At 72.6% G+C, this 24842-nt stretch carries 24 protein-coding genes and 5 pseudogenes; all 29 read left to right on the top strand.

Annotated elements, in window-relative coordinates:
• Positions 1 to 113: 113 nt before the first annotated feature.
• Positions 114 to 1304, top strand: coding sequence for an elongation factor Tu (tuf, locus tag P9841_RS15355; protein ID WP_222170252.1), 1191 nt, complete (start codon positions 114 to 116; stop codon positions 1302 to 1304).
• A gap of 304 nt (positions 1305 to 1608) precedes the next feature.
• Entirely contained in the window at positions 1609 to 2379 is a 771-nt protein-coding gene (locus P9841_RS15360) for a type IV toxin-antitoxin system AbiEi family antitoxin (RefSeq protein WP_283319488.1), read from the top strand.
• A 17-nt stretch (positions 2380 to 2396) separates the two neighbouring features.
• Positions 2397 to 2564, top strand: a complete 168-nt coding sequence (locus P9841_RS15365; protein WP_283319489.1) for a hypothetical protein — start codon at positions 2397 to 2399, stop codon at positions 2562 to 2564.
• Positions 2565 to 3027: 463 nt separating this feature from the next.
• Entirely contained in the window at positions 3028 to 3336 is a 309-nt protein-coding gene (rpsJ, locus tag P9841_RS15370) for a 30S ribosomal protein S10 (protein WP_012867945.1), read from the top strand.
• Positions 3337 to 3358: 22 nt separating this feature from the next.
• Positions 3359 to 4016: pseudogene (gene rplC / locus P9841_RS15375) on the top strand (50S ribosomal protein L3).
• Between the two features lie 5 nt (positions 4017 to 4021).
• A pseudogene (gene rplD / locus P9841_RS15380) lies at positions 4022 to 4716 on the top strand (50S ribosomal protein L4).
• A 25-nt stretch (positions 4717 to 4741) separates the two neighbouring features.
• Positions 4742 to 5014, top strand: coding sequence for a 50S ribosomal protein L23 (gene rplW, locus P9841_RS15385; RefSeq protein WP_502848927.1), 273 nt, complete (start codon positions 4742 to 4744; stop codon positions 5012 to 5014).
• A gap of 33 nt (positions 5015 to 5047) precedes the next feature.
• Positions 5048 to 5884 carry a 50S ribosomal protein L2 gene (gene rplB / locus P9841_RS15390; protein WP_222170248.1) on the top strand — a complete coding sequence of 279 codons (837 nt, stop codon included), beginning with the start codon at positions 5048 to 5050 and terminating at the stop codon, positions 5882 to 5884.
• Positions 5885 to 5899: 15 nt separating this feature from the next.
• Positions 5900 to 6181: a 30S ribosomal protein S19 gene (gene rpsS / locus P9841_RS15395; RefSeq protein WP_146838615.1), complete on the top strand. Its 282-nt coding sequence runs from the start codon at positions 5900 to 5902 to the stop codon at positions 6179 to 6181.
• A gap of 56 nt (positions 6182 to 6237) precedes the next feature.
• Positions 6238 to 6603 carry a 50S ribosomal protein L22 gene (rplV, locus tag P9841_RS15400; protein ID WP_146838613.1) on the top strand — a complete coding sequence of 122 codons (366 nt, stop codon included), beginning with the start codon at positions 6238 to 6240 and terminating at the stop codon, positions 6601 to 6603.
• 1 nt (position 6604) lies between these two features.
• Positions 6605 to 7438, top strand: coding sequence for a 30S ribosomal protein S3 (gene rpsC / locus P9841_RS15405; protein ID WP_222170247.1), 834 nt, complete (start codon positions 6605 to 6607; stop codon positions 7436 to 7438).
• A gap of 3 nt (positions 7439 to 7441) precedes the next feature.
• Positions 7442 to 7858 carry a 50S ribosomal protein L16 gene (gene rplP, locus P9841_RS15410; RefSeq protein WP_154728249.1) on the top strand — a complete coding sequence of 139 codons (417 nt, stop codon included), beginning with the start codon at positions 7442 to 7444 and terminating at the stop codon, positions 7856 to 7858.
• Position 7859: 1 nt separating this feature from the next.
• On the top strand, positions 7860 to 8099 hold the full coding sequence (rpmC, locus tag P9841_RS15415; RefSeq protein WP_109130752.1) for a 50S ribosomal protein L29: 240 nt from the start codon (positions 7860 to 7862) through the stop codon (positions 8097 to 8099).
• 7 nt (positions 8100 to 8106) lie between these two features.
• Positions 8107 to 8396, top strand: a pseudogene (rpsQ, locus tag P9841_RS15420) (30S ribosomal protein S17); the annotation flags it as partial.
• A gap of 79 nt (positions 8397 to 8475) precedes the next feature.
• On the top strand, positions 8476 to 8844 hold the full coding sequence (gene rplN / locus P9841_RS15425) for a 50S ribosomal protein L14 (RefSeq protein WP_213281382.1): 369 nt from the start codon (positions 8476 to 8478) through the stop codon (positions 8842 to 8844).
• 2 nt (positions 8845 to 8846) lie between these two features.
• Positions 8847 to 9195, top strand: a pseudogene (gene rplX, locus P9841_RS15430) (50S ribosomal protein L24).
• Positions 9195 to 9773 carry a 50S ribosomal protein L5 gene (rplE, locus tag P9841_RS15435; protein ID WP_283319490.1) on the top strand — a complete coding sequence of 193 codons (579 nt, stop codon included), beginning with the start codon at positions 9195 to 9197 and terminating at the stop codon, positions 9771 to 9773. Before rplX ends, rplE begins: the two are co-directional and overlap by 1 nt.
• A gap of 1 nt (position 9774) precedes the next feature.
• On the top strand, positions 9775 to 9960 hold the full coding sequence (locus tag P9841_RS15440) for a type Z 30S ribosomal protein S14 (protein WP_122147680.1): 186 nt from the start codon (positions 9775 to 9777) through the stop codon (positions 9958 to 9960).
• Between the two features lie 79 nt (positions 9961 to 10039).
• On the top strand, positions 10040 to 10438 hold the full coding sequence (rpsH, locus tag P9841_RS15445) for a 30S ribosomal protein S8 (RefSeq protein WP_222170245.1): 399 nt from the start codon (positions 10040 to 10042) through the stop codon (positions 10436 to 10438).
• A 25-nt stretch (positions 10439 to 10463) separates the two neighbouring features.
• Positions 10464 to 11003: a 50S ribosomal protein L6 gene (gene rplF / locus P9841_RS15450; RefSeq protein ID WP_283319491.1), complete on the top strand. Its 540-nt coding sequence runs from the start codon at positions 10464 to 10466 to the stop codon at positions 11001 to 11003.
• A gap of 3 nt (positions 11004 to 11006) precedes the next feature.
• Positions 11007 to 11378, top strand: a complete 372-nt coding sequence (gene rplR / locus P9841_RS15455) for a 50S ribosomal protein L18 (RefSeq protein WP_222170243.1) — start codon at positions 11007 to 11009, stop codon at positions 11376 to 11378.
• 37 nt (positions 11379 to 11415) lie between these two features.
• Complete coding sequence (gene rpsE / locus P9841_RS15460) at positions 11416 to 12054, top strand: 30S ribosomal protein S5 (protein WP_283319492.1); 639 nt, start codon at positions 11416 to 11418, stop codon at positions 12052 to 12054.
• Entirely contained in the window at positions 12054 to 12236 is a 183-nt protein-coding gene (rpmD, locus tag P9841_RS15465; protein WP_013117860.1) for a 50S ribosomal protein L30, read from the top strand. Before rpsE ends, rpmD begins: the two co-directional genes overlap by 1 nt.
• A 2-nt stretch (positions 12237 to 12238) precedes the next feature.
• Positions 12239 to 12940, top strand: a complete 702-nt coding sequence (gene rplO / locus P9841_RS15470) for a 50S ribosomal protein L15 (RefSeq protein WP_283319493.1) — start codon at positions 12239 to 12241, stop codon at positions 12938 to 12940.
• 214 nt (positions 12941 to 13154) lie between these two features.
• Positions 13155 to 14453: a preprotein translocase subunit SecY gene (secY, locus tag P9841_RS15475; RefSeq protein ID WP_283319494.1), complete on the top strand. Its 1299-nt coding sequence runs from the start codon at positions 13155 to 13157 to the stop codon at positions 14451 to 14453.
• Entirely contained in the window at positions 14450 to 15028 is a 579-nt protein-coding gene (locus P9841_RS15480; protein ID WP_283319495.1) for an adenylate kinase, read from the top strand. Before secY ends, P9841_RS15480 begins: the two co-directional genes overlap by 4 nt.
• 14 nt (positions 15029 to 15042) lie before the next feature.
• A pseudogene (gene map, locus P9841_RS15485) lies at positions 15043 to 15877 on the top strand (type I methionyl aminopeptidase).
• Between the two features lie 163 nt (positions 15878 to 16040).
• On the top strand, positions 16041 to 21605 hold the full coding sequence (locus P9841_RS15490) for an RHS repeat domain-containing protein (RefSeq protein ID WP_283319496.1): 5565 nt from the start codon (positions 16041 to 16043) through the stop codon (positions 21603 to 21605).
• Positions 21524 to 24397 (top strand): SdrD B-like domain-containing protein, encoded by a 2874-nt coding sequence (locus tag P9841_RS15495; protein WP_283319497.1) that lies wholly within the window; start codon positions 21524 to 21526, stop codon positions 24395 to 24397. Before P9841_RS15490 ends, P9841_RS15495 begins: the two co-directional genes overlap by 82 nt.
• The last annotated feature ends 445 nt before the right edge of the window (positions 24398 to 24842 follow it).

Genomic DNA, 24842 nt, shown 5'->3' on the forward strand with positions numbered 1-24842 from the left:
AGGTCGAACCGAGTACGACCAATCAACCCGACCCGTAGGACCGCACGTCCGCGAGGGTGACCAGCCCCCGCATCGTTCGGCAATCTCTACACCAGAGTCCTGAGGAGGACCCAGTGGGCAAGGCGAAGTTCGAGCGGACCAAGCCGCACGTCAACATCGGGACCATCGGTCACGTCGACCACGGCAAGACGACGCTGACCGCTGCCATCTCGAAGGTGCTGCACGACAAGTACCCCGACCTGAACCCCTTCACGCCGTTCGACGAGATCGACAAGGCGCCGGAGGAGAAGCAGCGCGGTATCACCATCAACATCGCGCACGTCGAGTACCAGACGGAGAAGCGTCACTACGCTCACGTCGACGCGCCGGGTCACGCCGACTACATCAAGAACATGATCACGGGTGCGGCGCAGATGGACGGCGCCATCCTCGTGGTCGCCGCCACCGACGGCCCGATGGCCCAGACGCGTGAGCACGTCCTGCTCGCCCGTCAGGTCGGCGTGCCCTACCTGCTCGTGGCGCTCAACAAGTCCGACATGGTCGACGACGAGGAGATCCTCGAGCTCGTCGAGATGGAGGTCCGCGAGCTGCTGTCGTCGCAGGGCTTCGACGGCGACAACGCGCCCGTCATCCGCGTCTCCGGCCTGAAGGCCCTCGAGGGCGACCCGCAGTGGGTCAAGTCCGTCGAGGACCTGCTGGACGCCGTGGACGAGTCCGTGCCGGAGCCGGTGCGTGACATGGACAAGCCGTTCCTCATGCCGATCGAGGACGTCTTCACGATCACCGGTCGTGGCACCGTCGTCACCGGCAAGGTCGACCGCGGCAAGCTCGCGATCAACTCCGAGGTCGAGATCGTCGGCATCCGCCCGGCGCAGAAGACCACGGTCACCGGCATCGAGATGTTCCACAAGCAGATGGACGAGGCGTGGGCCGGCGAGAACTGCGGCCTCCTGCTCCGCGGCACCAAGCGCGAGGACGTCGAGCGCGGCCAGGTCGTCGTGAAGCCGGGCTCCATCACCCCGCACACCGAGTTCGAGGGCCAGGTCTACATCCTCGCCAAGGACGAGGGCGGGCGGCACAACCCGTTCTACTCGAACTACCGTCCGCAGTTCTACTTCCGGACCACGGACGTCACCGGCGTCATCACGCTGCCCGAGGGCACCGAGATGGTCATGCCCGGCGACAACACCGAGATCTCGGTGCAGCTGATCCAGCCCATCGCCATGGAGGAGGGCCTCGGCTTCGCCATCCGTGAGGGTGGCCGCACCGTCGGCTCGGGCCGCGTCACCAAGATCATCAAGTGATCTGACCCCCTCGCGGGACCAGCACCACTCGGGAGGGCCCGGGCGCTACGGCGCCCGGGCCCTCTCGCGTCCCCACCCCCGCGCCCGCCCCCACCCCCCACCCCCACCCTCGGACGCACCCTCCCCCTCCGTTCGGAGGCTCCCACCGCGTTCGGAGGGTGCCGCGCGTCGTCGTGGTGGTCCGCGGAGCCCTCCGAGGATCCGTAGAGAGCCTCCGACCCGGATCGGCGGTGTGCGTCGCAGGTGTGTGAGGTCGGTTGTGGACGACCGCCGTGCTTGGCTCCGGGGCTGCCAAGGTGGGGCGATGGACCCTCGAACCGTGCAGGTGCTGAGCGGCCTCGCCGCCCGTGACCGCGTGATCACGACCCGGGACGCCGAGCGGGCCGGGGTGTCCGGCGACGAGCTGCGCGCGGCCTGCGCACGCGGTGACCTCGTGCGCGTGCGGGTCGACGCCTACACGACGGCAGACCGGTGGCAGGGGCTCGAGGACGCGGAACGGCACCGGCTGCGGGTGATCGCCGCAGCGCGCCGCCTGCACCGGCCGGTGTTCACCCACGACTCGGCCGCGGCGCTCTGGCGTCTCCCGCGCATCGGCCGGTGGCCGGAGTCGGTGCACGTCTCGCTGCCGCACGGCGTCGGCAACCGGTCGTCGGCCGGCGTCCGCCGCCACGCGACGCCCGGACCGGTCGGCCACGTCGCGACGGTCGAGGGCGTGCGTGTGACCGGGGTGGCGCGCACCGTCGTCGACGTCGCCCGCACCTGGGAACTCGCGGCCGCTGTGGCCGCGGCGGACCACGCCCTGCACCGCCGGTGGACGACACCGGCACGACTCGCGACCGAGCTCGAGGCGGCGGGCACCGGGCGGGGCGTGCGCCGGGCCCGTCGCGTCGTCGAGGCGGCCTCTGGGCTCTCCGAGTCCGTCGGGGAGTCGCTGAGCCGCGCGCGGATGATCGAGCTCGGGCTGCCGCTGCCGGAGCTGCAGCACGTGGTGGAGGACGACGCCGGCGTCGTGGGCCGGGTCGACTTCTGGTGGCCGGAGCTCGGGCTCGTGGGGGAGTTCGACGGGCGCGCCTGAAGTACCGCGCCGGCGGTGTGCCGGACGGGCGGCAGCCCGAGGACAGGGTCTGGGCGGAGAAGCGCCGCGAGGACCGCCTGCGCGCACTGGGCCTGCAGGTCGTGCGTTGGACCTGGGACACGGCCCTGTCCCCGGACGCCCTCGGCGCCGTCCTCGCGGCGTCCGGTGTGCACCCCCGCGCCTGACCGCAGCGCCGTCGGAGGCTCCGACGTGACATCGTGGTGCTCCGCGGACCACCACGATGTCGCGCGGCACCCTCCGAACGCGTTCGGAGCCTCCGAGGGGGACCGAGGAGGACAGGGGGCGGGCGGGGGTGGTGGGGTGTGCCGCGTGATCGTGCGGGTGTGACGGAGGTCCGGTTGGACCTTTCGGGTCCTGGCTGGCACACTAGACAAGTTGCCCGACGACGGGGGTGCCTGCGCGCGTGCGTGCGGAGCGCCCCGGACGAGCGGGCAGGGACGCGTTGAGAGTCCGAAGGAAGCCCGGGGTCACCCGGCGCGGGACTCCATCACACCAACGACCTCGTCCCCGCCGGCGTGCGCCCCGCGTGCCGGATGGGACCGGCGCAGAGGTACGTCGCGGAAAGCGACACGCCCGAGTGCGGGGTCGGACACCAGGCAGTTCGAAGAGAGAGAAGTAGACGACGCCATGGCGGGACAGAAGATCCGCATCCGGCTCAAGTCCTACGACCACGAGGTCATCGACAGCTCGGCGCGCAAGATCGTCGACACGGTGACCCGCGCTGGTGCGACGGTCGTGGGTCCGGTGCCGCTGCCGACGGAGAAGAACGTCTTCTGCGTCATCCGGTCGCCTCACAAGTACAAGGACAGCCGCGAGCACTTCGAGATGCGCACGCACAAGCGGCTCATCGACATCATCGACCCCACGCCGAAGGCCGTCGACTCGCTCATGCGACTCGACCTGCCCGCGGACGTGAACATCGAGATCAAGCTCTGACGCTGGGAAGGAACTGATCTTCATGGTTACCCAGCAGAACGCGCGCCCCGTCACGGCGGTGCTCGGCACGAAGCTCGGAATGACGCAGGTCTGGGACGCCGATGGCCGTCTCGTCCCCGTCACCGTGGTCGAGGTCGGCACGAACGTCGTCACCCAGGTGCGCTCCGCTGAGGCCGACGGCTACGCCGCGGTGCAGCTGGCCTACGGCCAGGTGGACCCGCGCAAGGTCACGAAGCCGCTGAAGGGCCACTTCGAGAAGGCGGGGTCACCCCCGTCGGCACGTGGCCGAGATCCGCACGTCGGACGCCTCCGAGTTCACGCTCGGTCAGGAGATCACCGCGGCGGCCTTCGAGGCCGGCGCGCTCGTCGACGTGATCGGCACCACCAAGGGCAAGGGCACCGCCGGTGTCATGAAGCGGCACGGGTTCGCCGGTGTCTCCGCCTCGCACGGTTCGCACCGCAACCACCGCAAGCCGGGCTCGATCGGCGGGGCCTCGACCCCGTCGCGCGTGTTCAAGGGCCTGCGGATGGCCGGCCGGATGGGCAACGCCCGCCAGACCACCCAGAACCTGACCGTCCACGCGGTCGACGCCGAGAAGGGTCTGCTGCTGCTCAAGGGCGCGGTTCCGGGCCCGAAGCGCGGTGTCGTCGTCGTGCGTACCGCCGTGAAGGGGGCATGAGCCTCATGTCCGAGACGCTGACCGTCGACGTGCTCGACGCCCAGGGCAAGAAGGCCGGCACGGCCGACCTGCCCGGTGAGGTGTTCGACGCGCAGACGAACATCCCGCTGATCCACCAGGTCGTCGTCGCCCAGCTCGCCGCCGCGCGGCAGGGGGCACGCACGACACGAAGACCCGTGGTGAGGTCTCCGGTGGCGGCAAGAAGCCGTACAAGCAGAAGGGCACCGGCCGCGCCCGTCAGGGTTCGACCCGTGCGCCGCAGTTCGCCGGCGGTGGCACCGTCCACGGCCCGACCCCGCGCGACTACTCCCAGCGGACCCCGAAGAAGATGAAGGCCGCGGCGCTCCGCGGTGCTCTCTCGGACCGTGCCCGCGCCGGCCGCGTCCACGTCGTCACCGGCTTCGGTGTCGACCAGGCGCCGTCGACCAAGGCCGCGCTGCAGGTCCTGGACACGCTGTCCGGCCGCAAGCACGTCCTCGTGGTCGTGGAGCGCGCGGACGAGCTGGCCTGGAAGTCGCTGCGCAACGTCGAGCGGGTCCACCTGCTCGTCGCCGACCAGCTCAACACCTACGACGTGCTCGTCTCCGACGACGTCGTGTTCACCCAGGGCGCGCTCGACACGTTCCTCGCCGGTCCCGTCAAGGGCCGCGGCGCGACCGCCGTCGCGACGTCGTCCGAGGCCGAGGAGGACGCCAAGTGACCACCGTCGCCAAGGACCCCGCGACATCCTGATCGCGCCGGTCGTCTCCGAGAAGAGCTACGGGCTGCTCGACGAGGGCAAGTACACCTTCATCGTCGACCCGCGTGCCAACAAGACCGAGATCAAGATCGCCGTCGAGCAGGTCTTCTCGGTCAAGGTCGAGTCCGTGAACACGATCAACCGCAAGGGCAAGTCGCGGCGGACCAAGTTCGGGATGGGCAAGCGCAAGGACACGAAGCGCGCGATCGTCACCCTCCGCGAGGGCACGATCGACATCTTCGGCGGACCGGTCGGCTGACCGGGCCTGAGAGCAGATTGAGGACAGATCCCCATGGGAATCCGTAAGTACAAGCCGACGACGCCGGGCCGCCGCGGCGCGAGCGTCGCCGACTTCGTCGAGATCACGCGCTCGGAGCCGGAGAAGTCGCTGGTCCGTCCGCTGCACAAGACCGGTGGTCGCAACTCGACCGGCCGCGTCACGATGCGGCACCAGGGCGGCGGGCACAAGCGCGCCTACCGCGTGATCGACTTCCGTCGTCACGACAAGGACGGCGTGCCGGCCAAGGTCGCGCACATCGAGTACGACCCGAACCGCACGGCGCGCATCGCGCTGCTGCACTACGCGGACGGCGAGAAGCGCTACATCATCGCGCCGAACAAGCTGCGTCAGGGCGACGTCGTCGAGAACGGCGCCGGTGCCGACATCAAGCCGGGCAACAACCTGCCGCTGCGCAACATCCCGACCGGTACGGTCATCCACGCCATCGAGCTGAAGCCCGGTGGCGGCGCGAAGATCGCCCGCTCGGCCGGTGCGTCCGTGCAGCTCGTCGCGAAGGACGGCCCGTACGCCCAGCTGCGCATGCCGTCCGGCGAGATCCGGAACGTCGACCTGCGCTGCCGCGCGACGATCGGCGAGGTCGGCAACGCCGAGCAGTCGAACATCAACTGGGGCAAGGCCGGCCGCATGCGCTGGAAGGGCAAGCGCCCCTCGGTCCGCGGTGTCGCGATGAACCCGATCGACCACCCGCACGGTGGTGGTGAGGGCAAGACGTCCGGTGGTCGTCACCCGGTGAGCCCCTGGGGCCAGCCGGAGGGCCGCACGCGCCGTCCGAACAAGCCGAGCGACAAGCTCATCGTCCGTCGCCGCCGCACCGGCAAGAAGCGCTGATAGGGAGCCGGGAGAATGCCTCGCAGCCTGAAGAAGGGGCCCTTCGTCGACGGGCACCTGCAGAAGAAGGTCGACGCGCAGAACGCGGCCGGCACCAAGAACGTCATCAAGACCTGGTCGCGGCGCTCGATGATCACGCCCGACTTCCTGGGTCACACGTTCGCGGTGCACGACGGCCGCAAGCACACGCCGGTGTTCGTGACGGAGTCGATGGTCGGGCACAAGCTCGGCGAGTTCGCCCCGACGCGGACGTTCCGCGGCCACGAGAAGGACGACCGGAAGGGCCGTCGCCGCTGACCCGCGGGTCGGCGCAGCGACTGCCCTGACGGCAGAGACAAGAAGGCAGGACAGCAATGGAAGCCAAGGCGAAGGCGCGGTTCGTCCGCGTCACGCCCCAGAAGGCCCGGCGCGTCGTGGACCTCATCCGTGGCAAGCAGGCCGGCGAGGCCGTGTCGACGCTGAAGTTCGCGCCGCAGGCCGCGGGTGAGACGGTCCTCAAGGTCGTCGAGTCCGCGATCGCGAACGCCCGCGAGGGCGCCAAGCGTGCCGGTGAGCGCTTCGACGAGACCAACCTGTACGTCGCCGAGGCGTACGTCGACGAGGGTCCGACCCTCAAGCGGTTCCGCCCCCGGGCGCAGGGCCGCGCGAGCCAGATCCTCAAGCGCACGAGCCACATCACGGTGGTCGTCGCCGAGCGTGAGACGAAGGGAAGGGCCTGACGTGGGACAGAAGGTCAACCCGCTCGGGTACCGCCTGGGCATCACCACCGACCACCGGTCGCGCTGGTTCGCCGACTCGACCAAGCCGGGTCAGCGCTACCGCGACTACGTCCGCGAGGACGTGCAGATCCGCAAGCTGATGGGCACCGGCCTGGAGCGGGCGGGCATCGCCAAGGTGGAGATCGAGCGCACGCGTGACCGCGTCCGCGTCGACATCCACACGGCGCGCCCGGGCATCGTCATCGGCCGCCGCGGCGCCGAGGCGGACCGCATCCGCGGCGAGCTCGAGAAGCTCACCGGCAAGCAGGTCCAGCTGAACATCCTCGAGGTCAAGAACGCCGAGATCGAGGCCCAGCTGGTCGCGCAGGGCATCGCGGAGCAGCTCGCCTCGCGTGTGTCGTTCCGTCGTGCGATGCGCAAGGGCATGCAGTCCGCGCAGCGCGCCGGCGCCAAGGGCATCCGCGTGCAGGTCTCCGGTCGCCTCGGCGGCGCGGAGATGAGCCGCACGGAGTTCTACCGCGAGGGCCGGGTGCCGCTGCACACGCTCCGCGCGAACATCGACTACGGCTTCTTCGAGGCCCGCACGACCTTCGGCCGCATCGGCGTGAAGGTCTGGGTCTACAAGGGCGACATGACCGAGCGTGACTTCGCGCGCGAGCAGGCCACGCAGGCCCCGCGTCAGTCCCGCGGCCCCCGTGGGGACCGTGGCGACCGCGGTGACCGTGGCCCGCGCGGCGGTGGCCGTCGCCCGGAGCGCACCGAGGCCCCCGCGGCCGAGGCCGCCCCGGCCGCCGCTGCTGCCGAGTCGGCTCCTGAGACCGGAACGGAGGCCTGAGCCGTGCTGATCCCGCGCCGGCTGAAGCACCGCAAGCAGCACCACCCCGGGCGCTCCGGCGCCGCGACGGGTGGCACCTCGATCGCGTTCGGCGAGTACGGCATCCAGGCCCTGGAGCCCGCCTACGTGACGAACCGGCAGATCGAGGCTGCTCGTATCGCCATGACCCGCCACATCAAGCGTGGCGGCAAGGTCTGGATCAACATCTACCCGGACCGGCCGCTCACCAAGAAGCCCGCCGAGACCCGCATGGGTTCCGGCAAGGGCTCGCCCGAGTGGTGGATCGCCAACGTCAAGCCCGGCCGAGTGATGTTCGAGCTCGCCGGCGTCCCGGAGCCGCTGGCTCGCGAGGCCATGCGCCGCGCGCAGCACAAGCTCCCGATGAAGACCCGTTTCGTGGTTCGCGAGGGTGGTAACTGAGATGGCTATCGGCACCAAGGACCTGGCTCCCACCGAGCTGGACGCCTTCGACGACGAGCGTCTCGTGGCCGAGCTGAAGAAGGCCAAGGAGGAGCTGTTCAACCTGCGCTTCCAGTCGGCCACCGGTCAGCTCGAGAGCCACGGCCGCCTCAAGGCCGTGCGTCGTGACATCGCCCGGATCTACACGATCCTGCGCGAGCGCGAGCTCGGCATCCGGACCGCCCCGAGTGCGAGCGAGTGAGGACTCGATGAGCGAGAACAGCAACGAGACCACCACCGCTGTCGCGGAGGCGCGTCCCTACCGCAAGACGCGGCGCGGCTACGTGGTCAGCGACAAGATGCAGAAGACCGTCGTGGTCGAGGTCGAGGACCGGGTCAAGCACCCGCTCTACGGCAAGGTCATCCGGCGGACCAGCAAGGTCAAGGTCCACGACGAGGCCGGCACCGCCGGCGTCGGCGACCTGGTCCTCATCATGGAGACCCGCCCCTGTCCGCCACCAAGCGGTGGCGCCTGGTGGAGATCCTCGAGAAGGCGAAAGTCCCGCCCTCCTCACCACATATCCGTTCGGCCAGGCTCGCCAGTGCGCGAGAACCGGCAGACGACAGGAGTTCTGTAGATGATTCAGCAGGAGTCGCGACTTCGGGTCGCCGACAACACGGGTGCGAAGGAGATCCTCTGCATCCGCGTTCTCGGTGGGTCCGGCCGTCGCTACGCCGGTATCGGTGACGTCATCGTCGCCACCGTCAAGGACGCGATCCCGGGCGGCAACGTCAAGAAGGGCGACGTCGTCAAGGCGGTCGTCGTGCGCACCCGCAAGGAGCGCCGGCGCGTCGACGGGTCGTACATCAAGTTCGACGAGAACGCCGCGGTGATCCTCCGCAACGACGGCGAGCCGCGCGGGACCCGCATCTTCGGTCCCGTGGGCCGCGAGCTGCGCGACAAGAAGTTCATGAAGATCATCTCGCTGGCTCCGGAGGTGCTCTGACCATGGCGAAGATCAAGAAGGGCGACCTGGTGGTCGTCATCTCCGGCTCCCGCAAGGACCGGGGCAAGCAGGGCCGGGTGCTCGAGGTGCTCACCGACCGCGACCGCGTCGTCGTCGAGGGCATCCACCGGGTCACCAAGCACACCAAGGTCGGCCAGAGCCAGCGTGGCTCCCGCACCGGCGGCATCGAGACCGTCGAGGCCCCGATCCACATCAGCAACGTGATGCTGGTGGACCCGGAGACCAAGCGCGGCACCCGGGTCGGCTACCGCACCGAGCAGGTCGAGCGCGACGGCCGCACCCGCACCGTCCGGGTCCGCGTCGTCCAAGCGCTCCGGTAAGGACATCTGATGACCGCCATCGACGAGACCACCCGGGCGTACCCGGTGCCGCGCCTGAAGGTGCGGTACAACGAGGCGATCCGTCCCGCGCTCCGCGAGGAGTTCCAGCACGAGAACGTGAACCAGGTCGCGCGCCTGGTGAAGGTCGTCGTGAACATGGGCGTCGGCGACGCGGCGAAGGACTCGAAGCTGATCGAGGGCGCCATCCGCGACCTCCAGCAGATCACGGGTCAGAAGCCGCAGGTCACCAAGGCCCGCAAGTCCATCGCGCAGTTCAAGCTGCGTGAGGGCATGCCGATCGGCGCGCACGTCACGCTGCGCGGCGACCGTGCCTGGGAGTTCCTGGACCGCCTGCTGTCGACCGCGCTGCCGCGCATCCGCGACTTCCGCGGCCTGTCGGCCAAGCAGTTCGACGGCCACGGCAACTACACCTTCGGCCTGACCGAGCAGTCGATGTTCCACGAGATCGACCAGGACAAGATCGACCGGGTCCGCGGCATGGACATCACGGTGGTCACCACCGCCACCACCGACGCGGAGGGCCGGGCGCTCCTGAAGCACCTCGGCTTCCCCTTCAAGGAGGACTGACATGGCGAAGACCGCCCTGATCAACAAGGCCGCGGGCAAGCAGAAGTTCGCCGTGCGCGCCTACACCCGGTGCCAGCGGTGCGGCCGTCCGCACTCGGTGTACCGCAAGTTCGGCCTGTGCCGGATCTGCGTGCGCGAGATGGCCCACGCGGGCCAGCTCCCGGGCGTGACCAAGAGCAGCTGGTAACAACGACGTCGTAGGTCCGCGGCGGCCCGCCCACGGGCGGCTCCGCGGAAACCACGGCGAGGAAGGGCAGAACGCCCCCATGACGATGACCGACCCGATCGCAGACTTCCTCACGCGTCTGCGTAACGCGAACTCGGCTCACCACGACACGGTGAGCATCCCGTACTCGAAGCTGAAGTCGCACATCGCGGAGATCCTTCAGGCCGAGGGCTACATCTCCGGCTGGACCGTCGAGGACGCCCGTGTGGGCAAGAACCTCGTGGTCGAGCTGAAGTACGGCCCGAGCCGCGAGCGTGCGCTCGCCGGCATCAAGCGCGTGTCCAAGCCCGGTCTGCGGGTCTACGCGAAGTCCACCAACCTGCCGAAGGTCCTCGGCGGCCTGGGCGTGGCGATCCTGTCCACGTCCTCGGGTCTCCTGACGGACAAGCAGGCCGCCAAGAAGGGCGTGGGTGGGGAAGTCCTCGCCTACGTCTGGTAAGTCCGAGACGGAAAGGAGCTAGCCAATGTCTCGTATCGGCAGAATCCCCGTCCCGGTCCCGGCCGGCGTGGATGTCGACATCAACGGCGCCGTGGTGACGGTGAAGGGCCCCAAGGGCACCCTCACGCACACCGTGGCGTCCCCCATCGAGGTCGCGCGCGACGGCGAGGGGGCCCTCGTGGTCACCCGTCCGAACGACGAGCGCCTCTCGCGGTCGCTTCACGGCCTCACGCGCACCCTGCTGGCGAACCTCGTCACCGGCGTCACCGCCGGCTACGAGAAGAAGCTGGAGATCGTCGGCACCGGTTACCGCGTGACGGCCAAGGGTGACGCGCTCGAGTTCGCGCTCGGCTTCAGCCACCCGGTGTCCGTGACGCCGCCCGCCGGCATCACCTTCGCCGTCGAGTCCCCGACCAAGTTCTCGGTCGCGGGCATCGACAAGCAGCAGGTGGGCGAGGTCGCCGCGAACATCCGCAAGATCCGCAAGCCCGAGCCGTACAAGGGCAAGGGTGTGCGCTACGCGGGCGAGAACGTCCGCCGCAAGGTCGGAAAGGCTGGTAAGTGAGCCATGGCGATCACCATCATCGGTAAGGGCAAGTTCAAGGCCCGTCGGCGCCGCCACCTCCGGCTGCGCAAGAAGGTCGCCGGCACCGCCGCGCGTCCGCGCCTGGTCGTCACCCGGTCGAACCGCAACCTCGTCGCGCAGGTCGTCGACGACGCCGTGGGTCGCACGCTGGTCTCCGCCTCGACGCTCGAGGCGGACCTGCGGGGCGCCGAGGGCGACAAGACGGCCAAGGCCCGCAAGGTCGGCGAGCTGATCGCCGAGCGCGCGAAGGCCGCCGGCATCGACGCGGTGGTCTTCGACCGCGGCGGCAACAAGTACCACGGTCGGGTGGCCGCGGTCGCCGACGCCGCTCGCGAAGGCGGCCTGGCGCTGTGACGACGACCATTCCCGCATCGAAGAAGAGGATCCACTGATGGCTGCTCCTCAGCGCAGCAACACGGGCGCTCCCCAGGGCGGCGGTGACCGCCGCGACGGTGGTCGTCGCGACGGCCGTCGCGGGGACGCCGCCGAGAAGAGCGCGTTCCTCGAGCGCGTCGTGTCCATCAACCGCGTCGCCAAGGTCGTCAAGGGCGGCCGCCGCTTCAGCTTCACGGCCCTCGTGGTCGTGGGTGACGGCGACGGCACGGTCGGCGTCGGCTACGGCAAGGCCAAGGAGGTGCCCGCGGCGATCGCCAAGGGTGTCGAGGAGGCGAAGAAGAACTTCTTCCGCGTCCCGCGCATCCAGGGCACCATCACCCACCCCATCCAGGGTGAGGCCGCCGCCGGTGTCGTCTTCCTGCGTCCCGCGTCGCCGGGTACCGGTGTGATCGCCGGTGGTCCGGTGCGCGCGGTGCTCGAGTGCGCCGGCGTGCACGACATCCTGTCGAAGTCCCTCGGCTCCTCCAACGCCATCAACATCGTGCACGCCACGGTCGCGGCGCTGAAGGGTCTCGAGGAGCCGGCTGCCGTCGCCGCCCGTCGTGGTCTGTCGCTCGAGCACGTCGCCCCGGCGCCGATGCTCAAGGCGCAGGCTGCGGGGCGCGCGGCCAAGACCGAGAAGGTGGGTGCGTGATGGCCCGCCTCAAGGTGACCCAGACCAGGTCCGCCATCGGCGGCAAGCAGAACCAGCGCGACACGCTGCGCACCCTGGGCCTGAAGCGGATCGGCGACGTCGTCGTCAAGGAGGACCGCCCTGAGATCCGCGGCATGGTCAAGACGGTGACGCACCTCGTCGCGGTCGAGGAGGTGGAGTGACGATGGCGGAGAAGGAGACCGAGAAGGTCGAGAAGGACGCTGCCGCGGCTCCCAAGGCCACGCGCGCCAAGAAGGCGACGGCGACCGAGTCGGCCGCCGCCGAGAAGCCGGCCGCCAAGAAGCCCGCTGCCCGCACCACCAAGGCCAAGGCCGAGGCGGCTGCGGCGGAGGAGAAGCCGGCCGCCAAGGCCAAGGCTGCTCCGGCGAAGGCCCCGAAGGCCGCCGCCAAGGCCGAGAAGCCCGCCGAGGAGGTGGGCGCGGGCGGCACCCTCAAGGTGCACCACCTGCGTCCGGCTCCGGGCGCCAAGACCGCCAAGACCCGCGTGGGTCGTGGTGAGGCGTCCAAGGGCAAGACCGCCGGTCGCGGTACCAAGGGCACCAAGGCCCGGTACCAGGTGCCGGACCGCTTCGAGGGCGGGCAGATGCCGCTGCACATGCGGCTGCCCAAGCTCCGCGGCTTCAAGAACCCGTTCCGGGTCGAGTACCAGGTCGTGAACCTGGACAAGCTGTCGGCGCTGTACCCGCAGGGCGGCGACGTCACCGTCGCCGACCTGGTCGCGAAGGGTGCCGTCCGCAAGGGCGCCCCGGTCAAGGTGCTCGGCACCGGCGAGCTCACGGTCAAGCTGTCCGTGGCCGTCGACGCGTACTCCGGTTCGGCCAAGGAGAAGATCCTGGCTGCCGGCGGCAGCGTCGCGCAGGACTGATCCCAGCGAACGGGGTCGGCGGAGGCACCATGCCCCTGCCGGCCCCGTTCGGCTTCCCGCCCCGGGCGCGGTGACGTCCGGGCATGCCGGATCCCCGACGGAAGTCCGTTAGGGTGCGGCAGGGCGGCGAGCGGCGACGCTCGCCCGACGTGGTCGCCTCACCCGCAGGCCGGCCGGTTCCACGACATCCCGCTTCGGCGGAGCAGGAGGACACGTGCTCAGCGCATTCGTGCGGGCGTTCAGGACACCCGACCTGCGGCGCAAGCTGCTGTTCACGATCGGGATCATGGTCGTCTTCCGTCTCGGCTCGTTCCTGCCGACGCCGGGCGTGTCCTACCCGAACGTGCAGGTCTGCATCGACCAGGTCGGCGAGGACAACACGCTGCTCGGTCTGGTGAACCTGTTCAGCGGCGGTGCGCTGCTGCAGCTGTCGGTGTTCGCGCTCGGGATCATGCCGTACATCACGGCGAGCATCATCATCCAGCTGCTGCGCGTGGTCATCCCGCACTTCGAGGCCCTGCACAAGGAGGGCCAGTCCGGCACCGCGAAGCTCACGCAGTACACGCGCTACCTGACGATCGGCCTGGCGGTCCTGCAGTCGACGACCGTCATCATCACGGCGCGCAACGGCCAGCTCTTCCCGGGCTGCACCGTCGACGTGATCCCGGACGGCGGCATCGTCACGACGCTCGTCATGATCATCACGATGACCGCGGGTACCGGCCTCATCATGTGGCTGGGCGAGCTCATCACCGAGCGCGGCGTCGGCAACGGCATGTCCCTGCTGATCTTCACCTCGATCGCCGCGTCCTTCCCGGGCGCCATGTGGTCGATCGCGGGCGGCTCCGGCGGCATCGGCGCGTTCCTCGTCGTGATGGCGATCATCGTGCTGGTCATCGCGCTGGTCGTCTTCGTCGAGCAGTCGCAGCGCCGCGTGCCGGTGCAGTACGCCAAGCGCATGGTCGGCCGCCGCATGTACGGCGGGTCCTCCACGTACATCCCGATCAAGATCAACATGGCCGGCGTCATCCCGGTGATCTTCGCGTCGTCGCTGCTGCAGGTGCCGGCGCTGCTGGCCGGGTTCGGCGACCAGACCGCGGGCTGGAAGCAGTGGGTGGCGAACAACCTCGCGGCCACGGACGCCCCGCTGCACATCGCGCTGTACGTCCTGCTGATCATCTTCTTCTGCTACTTCTACACGGCGATCACGTTCAACCCGGACGAGGTCGCGGACAACATGAAGCGGTACGGCGGGTTCATCCCCGGCATCCGCGCCGGCCGCCCGACGGCCGAGTACCTGGACTACGTCATCACCCGCATCACGGCGCCCGGGTCGATCTACCTCGCGCTCGTCGCGCTCATCCCCACGATCGCGTTCATCGTGCTCGGCGTCGGGACGAACATCCCGTTCGGCGGCTCGTCGATCCTCATCGTGGTGGGCGTCGGCCTCGAGACCGTGAAGCAGATCGAGTCGCAGCTCCAGCAGCGGCACTACGAAGGGTTCCTCCGATGAGCGCTCGCCTCGTCCTCCTGGGTCCGCCCGGGGCCGGCAAGGGCACGCAGGCCGTCCGCCTCGCCGAGCGGCTGGGCGTCCCGGCCATCTCGACCGGCGACATCTTCCGCGCGAACATCAAGGGCGGCACCGAGCTGGGCCGCACCGCGCAGGAGTACACCGCGCGCGGCGCCCTGGTGCCGGACTCGGTGACGAACGCGATGGTGCGGGACCGGCTCGCGCAGCCGGACGCCGCGCAGGGCTTCCTGCTCGACGGCTACCCCCGCAACGTGGCGCAGGTCGCGGAGCTCGACGCCGTGCTGGCGGACCAGGGCCTGACGCTGGACGCCGCGCTGGAGATCACCGCGGACGCCGACGTCGTGGTGGAGCGCCTGCTGAAGCGCGCGCAGATCGAGGGCCGCGCGGACGACACGGAGCCGGTCATCCGGCACCGGCTGGACGTGTACGCCGAGCAGACCGCGCCGATCTCGGGCGTGTACGCCGAGCGCGGCCTGCTGCTGCAGGTCGACGGCATCGGCGAGGTCGACGAGGTCACCGGGCGCCTGGTCGAGGCCCTGGCGACCCGCGTCGGCTGACGGCGGGGTTCCTCGTGTTCGGACGTGAGCGGATCGAGCTGAAGACGCCGGAGCAGGTGCTGCTCATGCGGCGTGCGGGCCTGGTGGTCGCGGACGCCCTGGCGGCGGCGCGGGCCGCGGCGCGCGCCCGGGGTGACGACCGCGGACCTGGACGCCGCGGCGGCGGCGGTCATCGCGGACGCCGGCGCGGAGCCGTCGTTCCTCGGGTACTACGACTACCCGGCGACCATCTGCGTGTCGGTGAACGACGAGGTGGTGCACGGCATCCCGTCGGGCCGCGTGCTGGAGCCCGGCGACGTGGTGTCCATCGACTGCGGCGCGATCGTCGAGGGCTGGCACGGCGACTCGGCCCTGACGCTCGTGCTCCCCGAGGCGGACCCGGCGGACGCCGAGCTCGCGGCGGTGACCGAGCTCGCCATGTGGGACGGCATCGCCGCGCTCGCGTCCGGGGACCCGGTGGCCGATCGGCTCGGCGTGGTCGGCGACGCCGTGGAGCGCTGCCTGGAGGCCACGGGCGGGACGTTCGGGATCGTGCAGGACTACGTCGGGCACGGGATCGGGTCGGCGATGCACCAGCCGCCCGACGTGCCGAACTACCGCACCCGTGACCGCGGGCCGCGGCTGCGCCCCGGGATGTGCCTGGCGATCGAGCCGATGGTCACGCGTGGCGGGTCGGGCACCGAGGTGCTCGAGGACGACTGGACCGTGGTGACGGTCGACGGGTCGCGGGCCGCGCACTGGGAGCACACCGTCGCGCTGCTCGACGGCGGGATCTGGGTGCTGACGGCGGTGGACGGCGGGGCGGCGGAGCTCGCCGCCCGCGGGGTCACGGTCGCGCCGCTGGCCTGACGGCGCCCGCCCGCCACCCCACCGGGTGACGCGGATCACCCGGGTGATAGCACCCAAGCCGGGTCAAAGGTGGCTCAACCGGACACGGTTGCCTGCCGAATCAGGGACGTCAGCGCGTGTGCGGTCCCCCGGCCGGACGCGCCCCTGCGTCCCCCGGATGGTCATGGCTCAGCAGCCTCTCCCCGCCCCTCGTCACGGCTCCGTCGCGCCCGCGCCGGTGCGTCGGCCGCGCCCGGCGCGCGCCCGCCACCGCGCCGCCGGTCCCGCCGCGCGCCTGGTCCGCTCGGCCGTCGGTCGTGCCCTGGCCGCGGCGCTCGTCGTGGTGCTGTCGGGGCTCGCCGTGGGTGCGGCGGGGACCGCCGCCCTCGCCGCGGGGGACGACGCGTTCACGCTGACGCTCGCGGACGGCAGCCCGGCGGTCGTCGCCGGCGCGGGGACGACGCCGCTGGCGGCTGCGGGGGAGCGGTACACGCTGCCCGCCGCGCAGGCCGGCGACGCGGTGCGGTTCTCGTTCGTGGCGAACTGCGTGCTCGAGGACGAGGCCTGCCAGGACGCGACGGCCACGCTCGAGCTCGACCGGCTGCGGCTCGCCGCCCCGATCGCCCCGTCGGCCCCGGTCGCGAACGGCGTCGGCTACGCGGTGACGTACCTCGACGCGTCCGGGGCGGACCTCGGGGACCCGTCCGCGTCGCTCGACGCCGTCCGGGCGGTGCGGCTGTCGTTCGTGTCCTACGGCCCCGACAGCGCCCCGCTGCCGCTGGCGGGCGGCAGCATCCTGGAGGTCGCGCTCGACGCGACGCTCGTGCCGCCGACCGGCGGAGGGGAGCAGGTCGGGACGATGACGGTCCGGCCGGCGGTCGGCGGCGTCGAGCAGAGCACGTCGACCGTGGCGGTGGTCACGACCGTGGTGCCGGTGCTCGCCACGACCACGACCAAGACGTGGGCGCCGGAGGACCCGTACCTGTCCGGCGCGGCCGACACCGCGCGGACGGCCACGGTGACGTTCACGAACACCGGTGACACCGCGACCTCCCTGGTCGTCGACGAGCCCGCCGACCCGACGGCGGTGCCGCAGGGCGCCGACGCGTTCAACCTGCTGCGCGCGACCGGCCTCTCGCTCACCGCCTGGCCGGCCGGGGCGACCCAGGTGGCGATCAGCACGTGGCACGACGGCGTGGCCGGCCCCTCCACCACCGCCGCCGACCTCACGACCGCGCAGGCGTGGCTCGCGGCGCTGCCGGGCACCGAGCTCGACCGGCTCACCGGCGTGCGTCTCGCGTTCACGGGCACGTTCGCCGCCGGCGCCTCCGGCACGCTCGAGGTCGCGACCGAGCAGCTCGCGGGCGGCGCGGCGACGCCGGGGGCTGTCACCGGGCGGCACGGCTCCGTGGCGTACGAGGACGCGGGCGCCGTGCCCAGCGCGTCCGCGTCGTCGGACTTCCACACCGTGCGCGTCACGAACACGGCCGACACCACGGCGTCGTCCACGGTGCCCGGGGCCGCGGCGTCGACGTCGACCGGCTCCGCGGACTTCCGGATCTGGGACCCGGACCCGTACGCGGGCACGACCAAGCGCTTCGTGCGCCCCGGCACCACCACCGACCTGACGCAGGTGTACCCCGGTGCGTCCGCGGTCGTGCTGCTCACCGGGACGAGCTGGACCCGGCGCGCGGTCGACGCCCTCGTGCTCGCCGACCAGCCGGGCACCGGGGACGCCGCGGTCGCCGCCGCGGTGCAGGGTGTGCGCGCCGGCGGGCTCGACGCCGACATGTTCGCCGCCTCCGGCCTGGTGATGGCCGGCTTCGGGTCGGACGTCGTGGCCGGCACCGGGAACGGCCAGGGGCTGGTGTGGCCCGAGGGCGCCACCGGCCTGGAGCTCGTCGTCCGCGCCGGCGGGGAGACCGGCACCTGGCACGGCGACGTCGGCAGCGCCCTGCCGACGTCGACCGGCGCGTTCACGGGCTTCACCACCGCACCGGCCTGGTCGGCCGTCACCGGCTTCGAGGCCCGGTTCACCGGCGCGGTCGTGATGGGAGCCTCCGCCACCGTGCCGTACGTCGTCACCACCGGCGCCGGCTCGACCCCGGGCACCGTCGTGGACAACCTCGCGCTGACCCGAGCGACGGTGGGCGGGCTGACGTCCGCGCCGACGCCGCGCACCCCCGGCAGCGGCAACAAGCCGGTCGCGGCCGACCAGGTGACGATCGCCGAGCCGTACGGCGCCGCGACGATCACCAAGACCATCCCCGAGCCGTTCGTCGACGTGCGGGGCGGCGACGTCACCGCCGTGCTGCGGGCCGCCGCGGCGCAGGGCACCGACCTGCCGACGACGATCATCATCGACGACACCCGCGTGACCGGGTCCGGCTCGGCCTGGTGGGCCCGGTTCGCGCCCACCGACATCGACGTGACCGCCGAGGGCGACGTGGACGCCGTCGTCCAGTACGCGACCAACTCGGGCGCGACGAACTGGTCGGCCGCCCCGGCCGCGCCGTGGTCGGCGGAGACCACGAAGGCGTGGACCGGCGTGCGCGTCGTCGCCGCCAAGCCCGTGCCGTACGACGCCGGCGAGGTCGTGCAGGCGGTGGTCCGGTTCGCGGTCGCCGTCGACGCCGGCTCCACCTTCACCGACTACCAGTCGGTCTCGAACTGCGCCGTCGCCCGGGCCGTGCTCGACTACGGCGGCCCGCAGACCTCGGAGCGGGTCACCGCGGCGTCCTGCGACGCGGTCCGCGGCTACGACCTCGGCGGCGACGGCTCCGGCCCGGCCGCGCTGGTCAAGGAGCTGCGCACCTCCGTGGTGGAGGGCGCCACCGGCTCCGGAGCGACCCGCGAGGCGACCCTGACGTGGGGCACCGCCGGCCGGGACGACCTCACCAGCGTGACCGTCGCGGACGCGAGCACCACGTCCGGCGGGGCCGTGCTGGAGGGCCGTCGCGACAGCTTCTGGGACACGTTCGACCTCGTCGGCCTGCCGGCCATCTCCTCGGGCACCACCCGGTCCGGCTCCGACGCCTACGACCCGTCGCTGCTGCTCGACCAGGTCTCCGACGTCGAGGTCTACGACGTCGAGGACGACGCCTGGGTGTCGCTCGCCGGGAGCCAGTGGGACGACGCCACGGACGCGTGGGTGCCCGTGGGGCCGTCCCGCGCCGACGTCACCTTCGGCGGGGCGACCGTCGCGGCGTTCCCGTACCGCGGCACCGTCGCGCAGCCGCGGGTGTTCCCGGGCATGACCGTCGTGAGCGACGAGCTGCGGGAGCGCATCGGCGGCGTGCGGGTGGTCGTCACCCCGCTGCCCGCCGGGGTGCGCGCCGGCGTCGTCGCGACGCTCACCGACTGGCGGGTCCCGACGCTGACCGCCGGCCTGGTCCCGGACGCGGTCGCCGGCACGGACGGCCCGACGCGCGAGGTGAAGGTGTCGGTGCGGCTGCGCACCACGTCCCGTGCGGACCACCACCTCGTCGTCAACGACGCCGCGCTCTACAACCACCCCGACGTCGACGGCTCCCCGGTGCCGCGCCTCGTGGTGGACGACGGCCGCGTCGACGGCCTCGGAGGGGGCTCGCCGTTCAGCCTGACGGCGGCGGACCGGATCGAGCACCGCACCGTCACGCTCACGCCCACCACGGTGACCGCCTCGGCGACGAAGCGGTGGACCCGGTCGTCGGACAACCCGCAGGACATCACGTCCGACGCGGAGCACGTGCACGTGGTGCCGCTGCCCGCCCCGGGCGGCGACGACGCGGCGGCGTCGCTGCGCGTCACCGGTGGCAACGCCTCGGGCGTGCCCGTCGACTCGCTGACGATCACGGAGCCGGCGGGGGTGGAGGCTCTCGAGGGCACGACCGCCGGCGACGCCGGGGGCCTGTCCGCGGACGCGCCGTTCGCGTGGTTCGCGCTCGGCGCGGTCACGGAGCTCACCGCCCCGGCCCAGCTGCCCGGGGCGACCTCGCTCGGCCTGACCGCGTACGTCCTGGGGTCCGACGACGTCGTGGACGCGGTGGACGTCCCCGTCACGGACGCGGGCGCCGCGGGCCTCGCGGACGACCTGCCCGCGGCCCTCGCCGCGGCGGGCGTCGACGCCGACGCGGTCGTCGGCCTTCGCCTGGCGTACACCGGCCGGATCGCACCCGGAGCGGTCGCCGCCCTCGCGGCGCGCACCACCCTGCGCGCCGCGAACCTCGTGGACGGCACGACACCGCAGGACGCGGTCGACGAGGCCGACTCGCTGCGGGTCGACAACACCGTGCGCGTCACGGTCGCCGACCAGCTCGTCTGCTCCGGCTCGCCCGAGACCTACCCGGACGCGGGGGACTGCACGACCGCACCGAGCAGCACCACGCGCACGGACCACGTGAGCGTGCAGGCGCCGGACGTGCTGGCGTTCGCGAGCAAGCGGTTCACGTCGCCCTCGACCGTCACCCGTGACGCGGGCACCACCATCACCGCGGTCCTCGACGTGCAGAGCTTCGGCAACTCCGAGCCCGACTCCCTCACGCTGACCGACGCCGACCCGACGTTCTTCGACGCCGTCGGCCTCACCGGCGTGCGGCTGACGGCCCTGCCGACCGGCGCGGCCTCCGCGCGGCTCGACGTCCTGCTGCGCGGAGGCGTCGACGTCGGGGCGGACGGCGCCTACACCGCCCCGGTCACCGACGCCGCGTGGACGACCGTCGGCACGCGCACGTCGACCGGCGCCTGGTCGGCGCCCGCCGCGGGCTGGGGCCAGGTCGTGGGGGTGCGCGTCGTGTTCGCGGCGCCCGAGGGCAGCCGGCTGCCCACGCCCGGCACGCAGGTCGGCACCGTGACGGTGACCGGCGTCCTGCGCGACCTGCTGCTGTCCGGCGCCTGCCGGCGGCCACCGGCGCCGACCCGGCGTGGGGCGAGCCCGCCCGCAACCCGGGGAGTCCGCCGACGCCACCGTCGCCAACACCGTCGCCGCCGTCGCCACCCGCGACGGCGCGTCCTCGACGCCGAAGACGGCCACCGCGTCGTTCCAGGTCGCGGCCGGCACGCAGCGGCTGACCGTCGCCAAGACGTCCGCGGCGGCGCCGTCGGGCGGCTGGATGCCCGGCAGCACCGTCCCGTACACGATCACGGTGACGAACAGCGGCACCGCCGACGTGATCGGCCTGGTCGTCACCGACCGCCTGCCGGCCGACGAGACGCTGGGGTGGGGCGGCGACCCGGTCATCACCTCGTCCGACACGGCGCTCGGTGCCCCCGCGGGCGTGGTCCACGACGCGGAGGCCGGCACCATCACGGCGACCTGGCCGGCGACGGCCCGGCTCGCCCCGGGCGGCGTGGTCACCGTGCAGCTCCCGCTCACCATCGCGGCGGCGCCGTCGACGCTGACGATCGTCAACTCCGTGGCCGTCTCCGCGACGGGACGCCCGGTCGTGCAGCTGCCCGCGGGCAACGGCGCCTCGGCCGCCTGCGTCACCGGCACGTTCCAGGCGCTCGACGGTCGCGAGGGCGCGTGCGTGGTCACCGCCGGGGCCCTGTCGATGAACGCCTCCACGGTGTTCGTGTCGGAGAAGTGGGTGAGCACGGGCACCAGCACCGCGACGTCCACGACCTCGGCCACCACGTGCGTGCCGCGCGCGCTCGGGGGCGGACGGCACGTGGTTCCGGTACCCGTGCGTGGTCGACGCGCAGCCGGGCGGGAAGATCGACTGGCAGGTGCAGGTCCGCAGCATGGCGGACGCGCCGTCGCCGACCGTGACCGTGGTGGACATGCTGCCGCGGCCCGACGACTACCAGGCGATGAAGACGACCGGCCGCGGCAGCCAGTGGCAGCCGATCTGGGACGGCACCCTGCCCGTCGTGCGCCCCGTGACCGGGGTGCCCGGGGCGGTGTCCCGCACCGACGGCGTCGCCCGGTACTTCGTGACGACGGCCGACTACACGACGACCACCGCGACGGCGTCGACGTCCTACGACCCGCTGCCGGCGGAGGCGTGGACGGAGGTCACCGGTGCGCTGACGGCCGCCGAGGCGGCCCGCGTCACCGGTCTGAAGGTCGTGCTCGACTACTCGGGCGTCGGCGGGTTCACCAAGAACAGCGCGGTCCGGCTGCAGTGGAGCCAGCGCGCTCCGCTCACCGCCTCCGACGGCGCGGTGGCGTGGGGCTCGTTCGCGTTCCAGGTCGAGCCCGAGAGCCGCGCGGCCCTCGCGTCGGTGCCGCTGAAGGCCGGCGTCCGGTACGCCGTGCCGAGCACGCTGTTCGCCGTCGGCGACCGCGTCTGGCACGACACCGTGGCCGACGGCCGGCAGGGTGCCGGCGAGCCCGGCGTGCCGGGGGTGACCGTGTCCCTGCTCGACCAGGACGGCACGGTGCTCGGCACGACCGAGACCGACGAGGACGGGCGGTACCTGTTCGACGGCCTGCCCGCCGGGAGCTACGCGCTCGGCTTCGCCCTCACCGGCGACGAGGCGGCGCGGTACCGCTGGACGACCCCGCTGGCCGTGGACGCCGCGTCCGACTCGGACGCCGCCCCGGTGGACGGGTCGCGGTTCGTGGCCCGCACCGCGGTGTTCACGCTCGACGAGGGCGAGCCGGGCGTCACCGAGGTCACCGACGGCTCGCTCGCGGCCCGCTACGTCGACCGCACGCGCGACGGCGGCCTCGTCGACGCCCCGCTCGCCCTCGGCGACCGGGTGTGGCTCGACTCCGACCACGACGGCGTCCAGGGCCCGGCAGAGCCCGGGGTCGCGGGTGTCGCGGTGCGGGTGCACGCGGCCTCCGACGACCGGCTCGTCGCGTCGACCACGACGGACGCCGACGGCTGGTACGCCGTGGGCGACCTGCCGGAGGGCGACTACGTCGTGGAGTTCGGGCTCCCCTCGGGGTACCGGTTCTCCCGCCCGCTGCAGGGCGGCGACGCCGCGGCGGACTCGGACGCCGCGCGGGCCACCGGCCGCACCGGCGTGGTCCACCTGGCGTTCGACGCCGACCGGGTGCGTGCCACCACGGACGCCGAGCGCGCCCGGCTCGGCACGGGCGACGCCGGCGTGATCGACCCGACGGTCGACGCGGGCGTGTTCGCGCTCGCGGTCGCCGGTCCGGTCACGGACGTCACCGTCCGCAAGGACGTCGACACCGCGGGCCCCGTCCAGGGCGGCGACGTCCTGACGTACACGCTCACCGCGTCGACGACCGGGGGCGTGGCCGCCGAGGACGTGGAGCTCACGGACGTGGTGCCCGCGGAGCTCGCGGTCACGGCCGTGACCCCGGCGGACGGCGACCCGGCGTGGACCTGCGACCTCACGGGGCAGGACGCCCGCGGCTACGGCGGCACGGTGCACTGCACCCTGGGCGACGACCTGCTGCCCGGCACGTCGGCCCCCGCCGTCGTCGTCACGGCCGCGGTCGACCCGCTGGTCGCGGTGGACGCCGTGGTCAACACGGTCACCGTCGGAGCCTCCAACGAGGACCCGGGGCTCACCGGGGACGACACCGCGTCCGCCACGACGCCGGTGAAGTGGATCGCCGTGACCGCGACCCCGCGCTGCGAGCTCGACGCGCCGTGGCTGGACTACACGGTCGAGGCGCACCAGGTGGACGCCGCGGCGCTGCCGATCACGCTGACCTGGTACGCCGACCTGGACCGCGACGGCGTCGCCGACGGCCCGGCGGTCGCCACCCGCACGCTGCCGGCCGGCTCCCCGCTGACCGGGTCGGTGCTGTGGCCCGGGGCCGCCGTGGACGCCGACGGCCGCGGGACGCAGTGGCCCGGCTGGCGCGTGGTCCGAGCCGGGGAGACCCCGGAGTGGGAGAACCGGGTGCTCGACCCTGGCCTGCCGGAGTACGCGCTGCGCGGCGCCTCGCTGGTGCAGGTCGCGGTCAACCCGGAGCGGACCGTCACGGTCGCCTACCCGCAGAGCACGGACGGCTGCGAGGTCGGCGGCGCGCCCGAGCTGGTGCTGAGCAAGACCGCCGACCACGACGAGGTCCAGCCCGGCGACGCGGTCGACTACACGCTCGCCGTGCGCGCCACAGGCCCCGGCGCGACGGACGACGCCGTGCTGACGGACGTCGTGCCGCCCGAGCTGAAGGTGGTCGCGGTGAGCGTGCTGCCGCGCACCTCGCCGGACGAGCCCACGTGGACGGACTGCCGGGTCACCGGCCGGGACGCCCGCGGCTACGGCGGCACCGTCACGTGCATCCTCGACGGCTGGGTCGGCCAGGGGCAGGAGCTGCCCCCGGTCGTCATCGAGACCCGGGTGTCCCCCGACGCGGACGGCGTGACCCGCAACGTCGCGCACGTGACGTGGGGCGACCCGGACACGGGCGAGGAGCACACCGGCGAGTCCGAGTCCGGTGCCGACGTGGACGTGCGGTCCGAGGTGCTCGCGGAGGGCGGCGGGTCTCCGGCCGCCGTCGTCGGCGGGCTGCTCGCCCGGACGGGCGTCTCCGCCGGCGGCCCGGCCGGCGTGGCCGTGCTGCTGGTCCTGGCCGGGGCGGCGGCGTCGGCCGTGCGGCTGCGGCGCCGGGACCGGGACGCGGCCGCCTGACGGGCGGCGCGCCGGGGTCCGCGCGACCCCGGCGCACCGCACCCGTCGCCGCACCCGTCACCGCACCCCTCGCCGCACCCGTCACCGCACCCCTCGCGCGGCCGCCCTCCCGCGGCGAGAGTCCAGGACACGCCGGCCGCGCATCGTGATCCCGGGCGTGTCCTGGACTCTCGGTGCGGGTTGGCTGCGGGTTGGGTGCGGTCTGGGTGCGGTCTGCGCGCGGGCGGCGGGTGGGATGCGGGGTCGGGTGCGGGCCCCGCGCGAGCTGCGCGCGGGTCGGGCGCGGGGTCGGGCGCGGGGTCGGGCGCGGCGGGAGGGGCGGACCGGGCGCTCGTCCGGCGTGTCCGGCCGGCGCGTCGTCGCGGCGTGGTCGGAGCGGGGTGGTGGTATCGTCCCCCGTTTCGCCGAGGCGGACCGATGGCGTATGATTGTCCGTTGGGTGTGC

This window comes from Cellulomonas sp. ES6 (genome assembly GCF_030053835.1).
In the GTDB taxonomy this organism is placed as follows: Bacteria; Actinomycetota; Actinomycetes; order Actinomycetales; family Cellulomonadaceae; genus Cellulomonas.